The organism is Vibrio sp. QJM3NY_21 (assembly GCF_057785975.1).
Window position 1 is genome coordinate 1,075,561 of sequence record NZ_CM173513.1, and the last position, 12,381, is coordinate 1,087,941.

At 42.4% G+C, this 12,381-nt stretch carries 12 protein-coding genes and 1 pseudogene; 8 read left to right on the top strand and 5 right to left on the bottom strand.

The window, feature by feature from the left end:
- The first annotated feature begins 360 nt into the window (after positions 1-360).
- Both AC3CID_RS04890 and AC3CID_RS04895 read left to right on the top strand, forming a co-directional pair.
- The gene (locus tag AC3CID_RS04890; protein ID WP_054546732.1) at positions 361-852 is read left to right on the top strand and encodes a VOC family protein; all 492 of its coding nucleotides are present in this window, start codon (positions 361-363) and stop codon (positions 850-852) included.
- 303 nt (positions 853-1,155) lie between these two features.
- Positions 1,156-2,532 carry a uracil-xanthine permease family protein gene (locus AC3CID_RS04895; RefSeq protein ID WP_428783627.1) on the top strand — a complete coding sequence of 459 codons (1,377 nt, stop codon included), beginning with the start codon at positions 1,156-1,158 and terminating at the stop codon, positions 2,530-2,532.
- Positions 2,533-2,651: 119 nt separating this feature from the next.
- On the opposite strand, the gene AC3CID_RS04900 is transcribed toward AC3CID_RS04895, so the two are convergent.
- Complete coding sequence (locus tag AC3CID_RS04900) at positions 2,652-3,548, bottom strand: LysR family transcriptional regulator (protein WP_428783626.1); 897 nt, start codon at positions 3,546-3,548, stop codon at positions 2,652-2,654.
- A 219-nt stretch (positions 3,549-3,767) separates the two neighbouring features.
- On the opposite strand from AC3CID_RS04900, the gene AC3CID_RS04905 reads away from it, so the two are divergent.
- The 6 genes and pseudogenes from AC3CID_RS04905 to AC3CID_RS04930 all read left to right on the top strand — a co-directional run bounded on the left by AC3CID_RS04905 (position 3,768) and on the right by AC3CID_RS04930 (position 8,651).
- A complete protein-coding gene (locus tag AC3CID_RS04905) occupies positions 3,768-4,478 on the top strand; it encodes an SDR family oxidoreductase (protein ID WP_237290738.1) in 711 nt (236 codons plus the stop codon).
- Between the two features lie 324 nt (positions 4,479-4,802).
- Positions 4,803-5,255 carry a septal ring lytic transglycosylase RlpA family protein gene (locus tag AC3CID_RS04910; RefSeq protein ID WP_171309382.1) on the top strand — a complete coding sequence of 151 codons (453 nt, stop codon included), beginning with the start codon at positions 4,803-4,805 and terminating at the stop codon, positions 5,253-5,255.
- A 439-nt stretch (positions 5,256-5,694) separates the two neighbouring features.
- On the top strand, positions 5,695-6,708 hold the full coding sequence (locus tag AC3CID_RS04915; RefSeq protein WP_488527013.1) for a manganese-dependent inorganic pyrophosphatase: 1,014 nt from the start codon (positions 5,695-5,697) through the stop codon (positions 6,706-6,708).
- Positions 6,709-6,977: 269 nt separating this feature from the next.
- Positions 6,978-7,414 (top strand): annotated as a pseudogene (gene tnpA / locus AC3CID_RS04920) (IS200/IS605 family transposase).
- Positions 7,415-7,668: 254 nt separating this feature from the next.
- Positions 7,669-7,971, top strand: a complete 303-nt coding sequence (locus tag AC3CID_RS04925) for a CidA/LrgA family protein (protein WP_488527271.1) — start codon at positions 7,669-7,671, stop codon at positions 7,969-7,971.
- Positions 7,972-7,976: 5 nt separating this feature from the next.
- Positions 7,977-8,651, top strand: a complete 675-nt coding sequence (locus AC3CID_RS04930) for an LrgB family protein (protein WP_488527014.1) — start codon at positions 7,977-7,979, stop codon at positions 8,649-8,651.
- A gap of 186 nt (positions 8,652-8,837) precedes the next feature.
- Here AC3CID_RS04930 and AC3CID_RS04935 read toward each other — a convergent pair whose 3' ends face one another.
- From AC3CID_RS04935 to AC3CID_RS04950, 4 genes are all read right to left on the bottom strand, one after another.
- Positions 8,838-9,344: a GNAT family N-acetyltransferase gene (locus tag AC3CID_RS04935; protein ID WP_488527015.1), complete on the bottom strand. Its 507-nt coding sequence runs from the start codon at positions 9,342-9,344 to the stop codon at positions 8,838-8,840.
- 113 nt (positions 9,345-9,457) lie between these two features.
- On the bottom strand, positions 9,458-9,943 hold the full coding sequence (locus AC3CID_RS04940) for a TetR/AcrR family transcriptional regulator (RefSeq protein ID WP_318276419.1): 486 nt from the start codon (positions 9,941-9,943) through the stop codon (positions 9,458-9,460).
- A gap of 294 nt (positions 9,944-10,237) precedes the next feature.
- Positions 10,238-11,257 carry a helix-turn-helix domain-containing protein gene (locus tag AC3CID_RS04945; protein ID WP_488527016.1) on the bottom strand — a complete coding sequence of 340 codons (1,020 nt, stop codon included), beginning with the start codon at positions 11,255-11,257 and terminating at the stop codon, positions 10,238-10,240.
- A gap of 104 nt (positions 11,258-11,361) precedes the next feature.
- On the bottom strand, positions 11,362-12,360 hold the full coding sequence (locus AC3CID_RS04950) for a DUF2860 family protein (protein ID WP_372244279.1): 999 nt from the start codon (positions 12,358-12,360) through the stop codon (positions 11,362-11,364).
- Positions 12,361-12,381 lie beyond the last annotated feature (21 nt).

Here is a 12,381-nt window from a genome sequence, read left to right on the forward strand (position 1 = left end):
TCTTTGAAAGAACAAGGCTATCGATAAAAGCTATCAACAAGAATTATCAACAGAACTTATCAACAAAAACTATCAAAGTGGGCAGGGCTCTATTTGGGTAGCTATGCTCTTTAGGTTGTTATCTATTTAGGCTTATCTCTATTCGCGCAAACATCTATTCACGTAAATATCTATGTAGGCATGGCTTCTTTAAGTGAGAGGAGGTTTCATGCTAATCGGTAAATAACAAAATATTATCATTAATATAATTTATGATAATTTCAGTTAATCACGGTCTCTCCCTATACTCTCTTCATCGAAACGAAACATCGAAGCCAGTCTTCGAAACGCACAGAATTAAAAACGAATTTGGAGCAAGTTATGAAAATGAACCACGTAGGCCTAATGGTTGGCGATATGGACAAAGCAGTTGAGTTTTACACGAAAGCTTTAGGTCTAAGAATCGTAATGAACAACACCAAAGTGATGGAAGAGCGCGAATCAGCAATCGGCCGCATGTGTATCGCCGTATTCGGTGAAGGCTTCAAAGGCTTCAACATTGCACACCTAGTCACATCTGATGGCATTGGTGTTGAGCTGTTCGAAATGAAAGATCGCCAAGAGCGTCATGAAGTTGATTTCTCTCGCTTAGGCATCTTCCACTTCTGTCTACAGCTTCCAAAAGAGCAGTTTCATTCAGCTATTAAGCGCGTTGAAGAGTATGGCGGAAAGGTTCGTATGGACATCATGCGTTACCACCCAGAAGACGAACTAAAACAAGCACAAATGGTTTACCTAGAAGACCCGTTTGGCAACCTATTCGAATTTTACTCGCACACATACGAAGATACGTACGCGACTGATTACGAGTAATAGCGTTATTGCCTTCTATAGGTAGAAAAATTGAAACACCCCCTAAAGAGGATTGGTAGAGATACCAATCCTTTTTTGTGTCTGCGGTATAGGGTTAGAAGTTACAGATAAGCCAGAGCAAGTGAGTGCTTTGTATGTTCTCGGTTGCACTAAAACAAACCGACAGTGTTGCTCTATAGTGCAGCATTGGCTTGAGCGAAAGCTTAACTGATTGATAAGTATAATGTTAAATCATTGGCATATATGTTGCTCTATTGCCTTTATGTAAATTGTATACAATAAAAAATACATAAAGGAAGTCACATGGAACAGAACAGTGAATTGATCTACGGATTAGACGATCGACCATCAGTCAAAGCAGCCAGTTACGCGGCGCTGCAGCATGTATTAGCCAGCTTTGTCGGCATTATCACACCCACGCTCATTATTGGCGGTGTTTTAGGGTTGGGTGAGCACATTCCTTATTTGATCAGCATGGCACTGATGGTGTCTGGGGTCGGTACCTTTATCCAAGCTAGAAAAATAGGGCCAGTTGGCGCAGGGATGATCTGTGTTCAAGGAACCAGCTTTGCGTTCTTAGGTTCCGTACTAGGCGCGGGTTTTCTTGTGAAAGCGAATGGAGGCGGGCCGGATGAAATGCTCGCCACAATTTTCGGTGTCTGCTTCTTTGGTGCATTTGTCGAAATCGTCCTATCGCGCTTTATCGAAAAACTCAAAGTCGTTATCACGCCTGTTGTGACCGGCATCGTTATCACGACGATTGGTGTCTCTTTGATTAAAGTTGGCGTCACTGATATTGCTGGTGGCGTTGGTGCAGAAGATTTTGGATCAGGAAGCAACCTGATGTTGGGTGCGATTGTGCTCGGAACTATAGTGGCACTTAACCTAAGCAACAATACCATGGTAAGGCTGTCGTCGATTTTAGTCGGTCTGGTTGTCGGGTGGGGCGTTGCTATTCTGATGGGCAAAGCGCCAATGGTTTCTTTTGCATTGCAGCCGCTATTGAGTATTCCTGTTCCGTTTAAATATGGTTTCGCTTTTGATTGGCAAGCCTTCCTGCCGATTGCTTTTATCTACTTGATTACAGTTATTGAAACGACGGGTGACCTGACCGCTAACAGCATGTTTTCAGGGCAGCCAGTTAAGGGGCCAAAATACATCAATCGACTCAAGGCTGGCGTGCTAGGTGACGGTGTGAACTCGCTTATCGCCGCGGTATTCAATACTTTTCCGAACACGACTTTCAGCCAGAACAATGGTGTGATCCATTTTACCGGGATTGCGAGTCGCTACATCGGCTACTTCATCGCGGCCATTCTTTTTCTGTTAGGGCTATTTCCCATCTTAGGCGCGGTATTAATGACGATTCCAAAGCCAGTATTAGGCGGGGCGACATTGGTGATGTTCGGTACGGTTGCCGCAGCGGGCATCAAGATCATCGCTAGTGAGATGCTGGATCGTCGCAGAATCATGACGATTGCCATTTCATTAGGTTTAGGGCTTGGGGTCATGCTGGTACCGGATTTATTGAAAGAAGCACCTAAGCTAGTGCAAAGCATATTTGGCTCACCAGTCACGATGTCGGGTGTTGCTGCTCTGGTTATTACTGGGCTGATGTCTCTGGTTCCAGAAAACAAAACCAAGCCTGTGGCAAGTTCGGTACAAACCAGTAAAGCATGATTGTTTTTAGAACCTAGAACGACTTGGCGATGCTAGAGCGTCGCTAAGTCGTTAAATAACGGTGTCTTGTGTTCCCTCATCAAGAGATACACACCACTTCTATACCCCAGATATTGAAACTAAACAGCCGTTCCGAAATGTTCCGCAAGGAAATCCAAAAAGACTCGAACCTTGCTTGGCACCAGCTGGCGATTTTGATAAATCGCGTATGTGCTGGTTTCATAGTTACACGGGCTAAAAGTAAACTCGGGAAGTAATTGCACCAATTTCCCCGTATTAAGTTCTTGTTCAATCGCCCATTGTGGGAGCAGGGCAATACCACCACCGTTCAGTATCAATTGCTTTTGCCCGTTCACAGAATCGACTTCCATGTAATAAGAGAGGTCGATTTTTTGCGGTTTACTATCCAATACAAACCAATCGTGCCAACCCTTATAGCCATAAACCAAGCAGTCGTGTTTTGCCAAATCTTCAACGTGTTGAGGAACCTTGTTTCTTCTTAAATAGTCAGGGCTGGCGCAAAGTGCAAAGTTGTTTTGGACGAGCTTCTTAGCGATCAAATTAGAATCAGGCAATCGGCCACTGCGGATAGCGATATCCACATTTTCCTCGATTAAATCGACCACTCTTTCTGTTATTTCAATTTCAACGTTTACCTCAGGAAAAGCAGCCCGAAAGATAGGAATAAGTGGCAAGATTTTGCTCTCTCCAAACGCAACGGTCGTGCTTATCTTGAGGCTTCCTCTTGGTGAGTGATGCAATGCGCTGACGGCTCGTTTCGCTTCATCAAATTCGCCTGTAATACGCTTGGAGTATTGATAGAACAATTGACCAGCCTCAGTGACGCCTACGTTGCGTGTCGAACGCTCTAACAGTCGCACATTGAGTTCCTCTTCCAATGCGGAGAGCTGCCTTGAAATAGAAGAAGGCTGAATATCAAATATCCGACTGGCTTTGGAGATACTGCCCTGTTCAACCACACAGTTGAAATAGGCAAGACGATTGAAAAGGCTCATGTGTATTACTCATTAAACGATGGTTTCGATTCTTCCAAAGCGGAGCTTTCTGATGAGTCCAGTTGATGCCCGAAGTGAAAGTGATATTGATGTCTTTTCTGTTCTTTAATTATAGATTAATTGCTTTTAAAGCAAAACTGAATTGCCTCTCGGCAGATTCAAACCTCTGGTTGTTGTCTCTATGATTCCTCACATCATCACTAACAACGAGCAATAACCATGAATACAATTAGAACAGCCACTATTGCAGCCTGCTTTTCGGTAACAGCCCAACACCTGATTGAAAAGCTCATTACGAGCGGAACCCGCGTCGTGGCCTTTGGGCGCATCGGTGATGAAGTAAGAGCAAAAAGCCTAGAAGAAAAATACTCGGGTCATCTAACCGTGTTATTGGGAGATCTTACTGATGAAAAGCAAAGCCAAGAACTTGCTGCCAAGGCATCTGAAATCTTAGGTCATATAGATGCTCACTTTCATTGTTCTGGCATTTATACCTGGAGCCATTGGACTGACGTGGAAGTGAGTAAAATGTCTGACTTGTGGAATGCGAACTTTATGACGGCGTTTGTCTTCGGAAGAGAAATATTCAAATTAATGGAATCGCAGGGAGGTGGTTCACTGATGTTTGTTTCTGCCCGTGATACCGCGCGGAATATACCCGCAGGGTTTGGCCCTTACATGGCGTCTAAAATGGCATTAAACGCGTTGGTAGAGAGCCTCGCGGCAGAGGGATCTTCATCCAATGTTCAAGTGAATGCGGTATTGCCGACCATTGTTGATACTGAAGTGAATCGACAAGCACTTCCTGAGGCTGACCACTCTACATGGGTAGATCCAGCCGATTTGGCAGAGTTAATGATTGAGCTGACTCAACCGAGTAAAACCTATCTAAGTGGCTCGCTAATAACCGTCAACAACAAGATGCATTAACAGTAGATTTGGATAGCTGAAATAAGCTAGAAAACGAAACACCCCTAAAGAGGATTGGTAGAGATACCAATCCTCTTTTGTTTGGATGTTTTTGTTTGGATGTTTTTGGTTGAGTGGCTATATCTATATGAGGTGATTGAGAAATATACAATTTTAAGGCTTTGTTAAAGTTGACGTTTTGACGATAAAACCTTTCAGGAATATGACGGAAGAAATCATCATCCATGAAAACATTGGTAAATCATACCGAATGGCAGCCTTGACTGAGTAGCGACTATACTCAGAAACATACAGCTGAACCAACAACAACGAAAACAGAGAAACATGCAGAGATTAGCTCACCCAAATCACATGAAAAAATCACATATTATCTTTACCGCTCTTATTCTTATGATACTAGCCGGATGTACTTCAACGTCGGCTGTCGGCAGTTCTAAAACAAAGGAATATGCCAAGTCACATGCTCTTGCTGGTAAAGCTTCTTGGTATGGCGATAAATTCCATGGAAGGCTTACAGCAAGTGGTGAGACGTATAATATGAATGCAAATACTGCGGCTCATAAAACCTTGCCCTTCGGCACTATCGTGAGAGTGACCAATACAAACAATAATAAGTCTGTTGATGTGAAAATTAACGATCGAGGCCCTTACGTCAAAGGCCGAGTGATCGACCTTTCGCACAAGGCATTTGCAAGAATCGGCAATGTTAAGCAAGGAACCGTGCCTGTCAAAATCGAGATTATTGATGACAGCAATACCTTTAGGTACAAGCACTAGAATCCCCTCCTAGCCTCCCCTTGGTTTACATCTCCGATCCCTTACCAGCAATGGAAAGGGGAGGAACTGACCGTCGACCTTGATGAACGTACAGTACATTTATGCTTACTTGATTAGGCTGCGTTTGCAGCCTTTTTTGATCCTTCCTAGTCTCATTTTAATTAGATTAACTAATTCTTATAGTTTGAGCTGGGTCTTTTATATCTCCATAATTCAGTAGCTTAAATTTCGGTTCACTAAGCTTCATTAAAATTCATTATGAAATAATGAAAAGCTGACCTAATCCAAAGTGAGTTGTAATTTGGCCAGTAAGGGAAAGGGTAGGGAAATTACATTTCGTTACTCATTGAAGTAAATCTGAAACATCGCTGAAACGGTTATGAAATTTTTGATGGCTAGCTTATGGGGTTCTAAAACGAATCCAAATAAGGAAATATCCGTGAAGCTAACACCTGTCGTTGCCGCTGTAATCATGTCTTTCAGTTCTGCAAGTTTTTCTTTCAGCCTGCAGCAATCTGCCAATGAAAACAGTGAAGATCTCGTATGGACGGGGCACCTTAGCCCAGACAGCGACACGGTAATGTCTGCGATGCTCGCGGCTCATATTTATGGTGGTACGGCGACAGTGCCTGAGCCTATCAACCCTGAATCGACGTTTATCTTGAACTATTGTAATGCAGAATCGCCACGAGTAGAGACAGATTACTCTCCATATAGAGTAGGGCTGGTGGACTTCAACCAAGTGACTCAACTAGCGCCAACCATCGACCAAGCATCTATTGTTGCTGTGGTTGATCACCATGCGATTGGTGGTTCACCGATTAATACGCCACAAATTGTTGAGATGGATATTCGAGGCTGGGGTTCAGCTGCAACTATTCTGGCTGGCAACGCTGAAAAGCTTGATGTGACCTTACCTAAACACCTTGCTTGTGTCGGCTTAGGCGCAATTCTTTCTGATACCGTGGTATTCCAATCATCAAGCACCACTGAACACGATCGTGAATACGCAGAGAAACTGGCAAAAATTGCAGGCATTTCTGATGTCGAAGACTTCGGCCAACAAATGTTGATTGCTAAATCAGACCTTAGCCACCTTTCATCTGAAACCATTGTGACGTTGGATTACAAAAACTTTAAATACAGTGGCAAACAGGTGGGCATCGCTGTTGCTGAAACGCTAACGGCTCAACAACTGATTGACCGTAAAGACGAGCTTTTGGCAACGATGAAGTCTTATAAAGAAGAGAACGGCTTAGACTATCTTTTCTTCTCAATCACCGACACTAAGAATAAAGAAGCGAACCTATTGTGGGTGGACGAAAGCGACTATCAAGTCATTAAATCGGCTTTCAACGCTGAACCTACAAGCGACATGTTAACTCTGGAAGGTGTCACCACGCGCAAGCGTCAGATTGGCCCTGCGGTACAAAAGGCAATTGAGAGTTTGTAGAGAGTAAGAGCCGTTATTTTATAAATAAGTTCTGAAAGGGATTGGTAGAGATACCAATCCCTTTTTTGTGAAGTTATAATTATTTTAGTGTATTGGTCACAAATTTAGTAATTTTGATATACGACACTTTCAGTCGTCATGGCTAAACTTTTTATTGGCTCCTCAAAACCACCGCCTAGGGTGGTGGTGATTGTTTGAGGCTATAGCCTGAAGAAGTGCCCATGTTAGAAGTAACCTCTTATTCACCATAAGTAAGAGGAAACAACCACATGGGCGATTACAGAAGTTCATCACATGTCTATTGGCGTTGCAAATACCATATAGTTTGGACTCCAAAGTATAGATATAAGATTTGAAAGATAAGGTAGGAAAGGAGCTTTATCGTTCAATCTATATTTTGTGCAATATGAAAGACTGCGAGGCTTTAGAGTTAAATGTTCAACCAGATCATGTCCATCTTGTTGTGATTGTTCCTCCCAAGTTATCAGTATCGAGTTTGTTAGGAATTTTAAAAGGTCGGACAGCAATTCGACTTTTTAATAAATTCCCACACATACGTAAGAAACTATTGGGAAATCATTTTTGGGCTAGAGGGTACTTTGTAGATACGGTCGGTGTGAATGAAGAAGTCATTCGACGATATGTACGACACCAAGATAAGCAGGACATAGAGTATGAACAGCAATTGCAGTTATTGAAGAACTGATAGTGCGGGCGCCCTCTTTTAGGGGGTTATAAAGCAAAACCGCCTTCTTAGAAGGCGGATATTTTTTGATAGAACAATGGAGATTAATTTATTTTCGAGAAAATACATTATAAATGGCCCGCCCCACCCCAACTTAGAATGAGTATGAAATTAAAAGATGATAGGATTATTCTTATTTTGTTAATGTCTACTTGGTAAACATAGGAGGTCGATTGAGAGATTTTATCTACTCATTGTTTTGGATTGGTTTGTCATTGTTCTTAGGTCGTGGAATCGGTATCTTCTGGGACGTTGCTGTACCAACGAGTATCCTTGGGCTGCTCGTACTACTTACATTCATGCTTACTGGTGTATGTAAAGCAATAAGGGTATCAACAGTGAGTCAATTGTTGATAAAAAACATCCCATTATTGATTATTCCCGTGTCTGTTGGACTAATGGTCAAATTGGATGTTTTACAGTCTAATCTATTAATATTGATTATTAGTGTCGTAGGAGGGACTGTACTAACCATTTTAGTATTGGCTTCTACATTGAAAACTTTGTTAAGAGAGTAGATGGAATGTGGCTTTTTTTAACATTTTCGACGTATTTTACGTCAAGGTTTTTTTGTTCGAAATTTAGAAGTCCATTATGTAATCCTCTGCTTTTTAGTATTTCTATTATTATTTTTACATTGACAGTATTGGACGTTCCATATGGTGAATATTATGATGACAATAAGCTACTAAGTTATTTTCTTGAGCCTGCTATTATAGCCATGGCATCGCCTATATACACTCAATTACCAAACATAAAGAAAAATATGAAGCTTATATTGGGAGCTTGTATATTTGGTTCTATTTTTTCGATGATATCAGGAGGCTTTATAGCTCTTTATTTGGGTGCTGATTCTCTATTGATAGCCAGTGTACTAACCAAGTCAGTAACAGTTCCTATTGCTATGGCATCTACGTCTCAATTGGGTGGTGATGTATCTGTTACTGCTGTACTTGTGCTATTTGCCGGACTAGCTGGTGCTATCATTGCCTATCCTGTTTATACGTTGATGCGGATCAACAATAAAATAATCAGAGGATTAACTATAGGGGCTTCTTCACATGCATTAGGAACAGCACAGGCAATAGCAAATAATCCTGACGATGCTGCGTATAGTTCATTAGCTCTTGTCTTATGTGGTATCTTTACCTCAATATTGGCGCCGCTGATATACCCAATCATTCTTTGGTTTATATGAGAACTCCCCCCGTTCGTGATTTATTTGGTTATTCTGTATTTCTTGTTGACGTATCTTTATCTTGAAAAGAATCAGAGCACACCAATCAAGTTTTCGATAACAACGACCTCAATTCAGAAAAGCATTACGCTTAACCAAAACAAAAATGGAACGCCCGAGCGTTCCATTTTTTGTATCTGATTTACCTTAAACCTGTTCGTTTGGGTGTCCCCACATAAGCTCGCTTGCGTAAGGGCCAGTGACGCTTGAAGTAGATTCCCCCACGCCGTCTAGTGCGCCAGGGGTAAGTGCTTTAGCGAACCAGCACTCTAAAGGTGCAAGTGTTCTTACTGGTGGAAGCACGTTGTGTGGCGTGTTGTAACGGTTGCCGTAGTGGATCGGTTCGCCCATCACGAAGATAACGTCAGCGTCGAGTTGCTTCTCGGCTTGTTCCATTAATCGAGTCGCGTAGCCTTTGCCTTGGTACTCAGGCAGCACCGATAAAGGTGCCAATATATAACATTTCAGGTGTGGTGCTGCGTCTATTGTGATTGGTGTGTAGCATGCGTGTGCTACGCCTTCATGCACGATAGAAAAGCTGCCATCGGCAATAAGATCGTCGGCAAATTCTGCGTACAGTTTTGCATGGCGTTCGTCGTAAAGCCCGCCTGCAGCGGCGAAAGCTTGGTATTGAATTTCATAAGGGGTTTTCATTTGAAAAATTCCTAACTTAAATTATTTGTTGCTAGCGTTCTCTGATAGATATCTTTAGATAGAGAGTTACTTTAGATAGCCAACAACGTTCTATTGAGCTTTAAGCGAGGTACTTATAAATCCAGCAGCAGTAAGTACTTAGCTATGAAGCGCTCTTTAATTTGTTCTAACGGGTAATCACCATCCGAGAACAAGTAATTGAGTGCGATACCATCGATATCGGCGATTAACATGTGGCCGTCGACAATGCTGTTGGCATTTGGGATGTCACATAGAATAACTTCAAAAGAATCCATCATCAGTTGGTAGCGTTCGTCCAACAGGTCTTTTAATATCAGCCTTAACGACGGCTGACATTTCACTTGGTAATCAAGTTGATAAAACAGTTTCTGTTGTGGGTCGGCCATCGACAAGAAGATGTGCTCGATAAGGTTAATAAACCTCTCTTTTACCGACATTCCCTCACTAGACAAGTCAACACTTTCGCCGACTTCATTAATGATCTCTGCCATGCGAACAAACACCTGTCTTAGTAGGTCATCTTTGTTTTTGAAATGATGAAAAACTAAGCCCTTCGATACTTTCGCCGTTTCACACACCTGTGCGATAGACGTTTTTTCAAAGCCTTGTGTCGCGAATAATTCAATCGCGGCTTGGATTGCTTGCTGCTTCTTGTCCATGGATATCACTCAATTATTTTACAGACCGACTATCCGGTCTGTAATTTATAGTGCGGATAATATACAACAACAATGAGGATCGCAAGATCTTTAAAGATCGTTGAATTTGAGTAGGTATAGGTTTGGGAGTAGTAGGCTCAAGATAGGCAATTGTCTTGAGCCTAGGTGTTCAGCGTACCCATCAGTGATATTGGCATCATCAGCACTGTAAGCCTACGACCTTAGTTCGGTAGGAGAGTGCCCAGTCCAATTCTTGAATGCTCGGCTGAATGCGCTTGAGTCTGAAAAGCCAAGTTCGTGAGCTACATAGGTAATATTGCCGCCGTTTTGATTCAGTAACGTCATGCTCAGTTCAAGTCGGTATTTATCGAACAAGCGACGAAAACTCACACCTTGTTGTTTAAGTTTACGATTCAGGGTTCGAGGACTGATGTGAAGATTGCTTGCGACGCTATCTAGGTTAGTATCTTTCACCGCAAGCACTTTGAACGTTTCATTCACTTTGTAGATTAAGTTGGTTTTTAACGTTTTTTCCATCTGTTGGTCGGCGATTCTTACTAGCTCTGTATGAAAGTCGGCTTGGTATTGGCGAGGTTTTGTTTGGACAAGGTTGTTAGGAAAAAGGAGGTAGCGGGCGGGGAAGCCTTCCTTCATCTCTACATTAAAGACACGCTCATAGATGCTCAAGAACTCATCACCGATGGTGTTCTTGTGGATGTGAATGGCGAGCTTTTGATTCGGCGCATTAAGGTATCTGCGAACGAGCTTGATCATAATACTGAAATAGAGCCCCAAGCTGATGTGTGTCATCAGTGTGGTTTCGTCAATGTATTCGGGTGTGACGCCCCAAAGCTCAATTTCGCCACTCTCTGTTTCACGACTGAATATTTTCAGTAGCGGATGTATATGAATGGAGTAGCGACTCAGCAGTTGGCAAAAGCTGGCGAGATCTGGCGCGGTGAGCATGGCCATTACCGGCGCGCCCATTTCAAGCTCATCGAAGTAGCGAGCCGATTCATCAAATAAGTCGATCAGCTCATGATCAAAATGTTGGTAGATATTGTTGATGGCGGTTTGAAGCTGATAAGCCGAGATCGATTCGGCGGAGCAAAGTTGTTTATAGGCCTCTGTTCCCGACCAGATGTCGCTGCTGTCTCCAATTCTAGCCTGAATAGCAGAATCTAAAGTTTTAAACCAGAATATGGGCAATTGAGTACTGAAACTTTCCACCATAACTCCCTGTTATTACTGGTGATTGAAGAGTGTTCTTCTCGTTAATATGCCCAAATTAAAGGATTTGTTTACGGGTTACAAGCAATGAAACTCTCTGTTCAACTTTAGAATTTGTAATCAACACCTACTGAAACCACGTATTGCGATGATTGGTAATACTCAATATTCGAATTTGTTGTCTTGGCGCCAAGTAGTGATACCAAAGACCAGTTTTTTGTACCAAAGATATTGGTGTATTCATAAGCAACGAAGGCTCCAAAGTCTTTGTCTTCTCGAGTCTTATTAAAGATTGGGTTCTCTTTATCATAGCTGCGTTTTGCTGCATTGAGTGTAAAAGCAAGGCCATGATTTCCAAATCTTTTCGCTAGGTTGATTTCAGCGCCAAGGCTTAAAAATGATAGTGCATCACCCTCAGAGTCTGATGAGAAAACATTCATTGAAGGTGTGAGAATGCCAGAGCCATCTTTCAAGAAATACTGGTAACCAGACTTGAGATAAAAGTATTTTCGTTCTCGAATCATTAGTGCGCGTTCTTCTTCAGTTAAACCAAGGCCCTTTAGGCCGGTGTTTTCTTTTTTAACGTCGGACTCACCAGAGGCGACATCGAGATTAAAGTTCGAGCCCATTATTCTTGAAAGCTGCATTCGAACGACATTACCAGTGAGGTCGGTTTCTTTTCTATTTGAGTCAACGGCATAAGGGTCATCCCATACTTCACCTGATATCAGAGTTGGTAAGATAGAAAATTCAACCACCATACCGTTCTCGACTTGCTGCCTATATCCAATTTCAAATGCCAACGTACCTGTGATGATGTCGTCTCTTGAGGTACCTAAGAAAAACTGTTTGTGATTCAAAGCGCCAAAGGTGTATTGCATTGAACCCAAAACAGCGACCATTCCCTCTGCTTCGGTATTACCCGACGACATTAAATCGGCTTGAGATTGATGATTGCTTTGCCCAACATCTAGGTTGCTTGAGTTTGCGGTGAAGCCTGTTAAGAAGGTCATGTTGCCACTGAAGCCTTCGCTTGGTGCTAGAGCTGCGTATGAGTAAGGTGCAAGCGTCAGACTCGCCAAAAATAGGAAAATAATATGTTTCATCAATAGACTCGTACTTGAATG

What these genes read in the sequence shown, in the direction of transcription:
- AC3CID_RS04905 (WP_237290738.1), top strand. Translation starts at nt 3,768, where the DNA reads ATGAATACAATTAGAACAGCCACTATTGCAGCCTGCTTTTCGGTAACA.
- AC3CID_RS04950 (WP_372244279.1), bottom strand. Translation starts at nt 12,360, where the DNA reads ATGAAACATATTATTTTCCTATTTTTGGCGAGTCTGACGCTTGCACCT.
- AC3CID_RS04930 (WP_488527014.1), top strand. Translation starts at nt 7,977, where the DNA reads ATGTGGCTTTTTTTAACATTTTCGACGTATTTTACGTCAAGGTTTTTT.
- AC3CID_RS04890 (WP_054546732.1), top strand. Translation starts at nt 361, where the DNA reads ATGAAAATGAACCACGTAGGCCTAATGGTTGGCGATATGGACAAAGCA.
- AC3CID_RS04900 (WP_428783626.1), bottom strand. Translation starts at nt 3,548, where the DNA reads ATGAGCCTTTTCAATCGTCTTGCCTATTTCAACTGTGTGGTTGAACAG.
- AC3CID_RS04945 (WP_488527016.1), bottom strand. Translation starts at nt 11,257, where the DNA reads ATGGTGGAAAGTTTCAGTACTCAATTGCCCATATTCTGGTTTAAAACT.
- AC3CID_RS04935 (WP_488527015.1), bottom strand. Translation starts at nt 9,344, where the DNA reads ATGAAAACCCCTTATGAAATTCAATACCAAGCTTTCGCCGCTGCAGGC.
- AC3CID_RS04910 (WP_171309382.1), top strand. Translation starts at nt 4,803, where the DNA reads ATGCAGAGATTAGCTCACCCAAATCACATGAAAAAATCACATATTATC.
- AC3CID_RS04895 (WP_428783627.1), top strand. Translation starts at nt 1,156, where the DNA reads ATGGAACAGAACAGTGAATTGATCTACGGATTAGACGATCGACCATCA.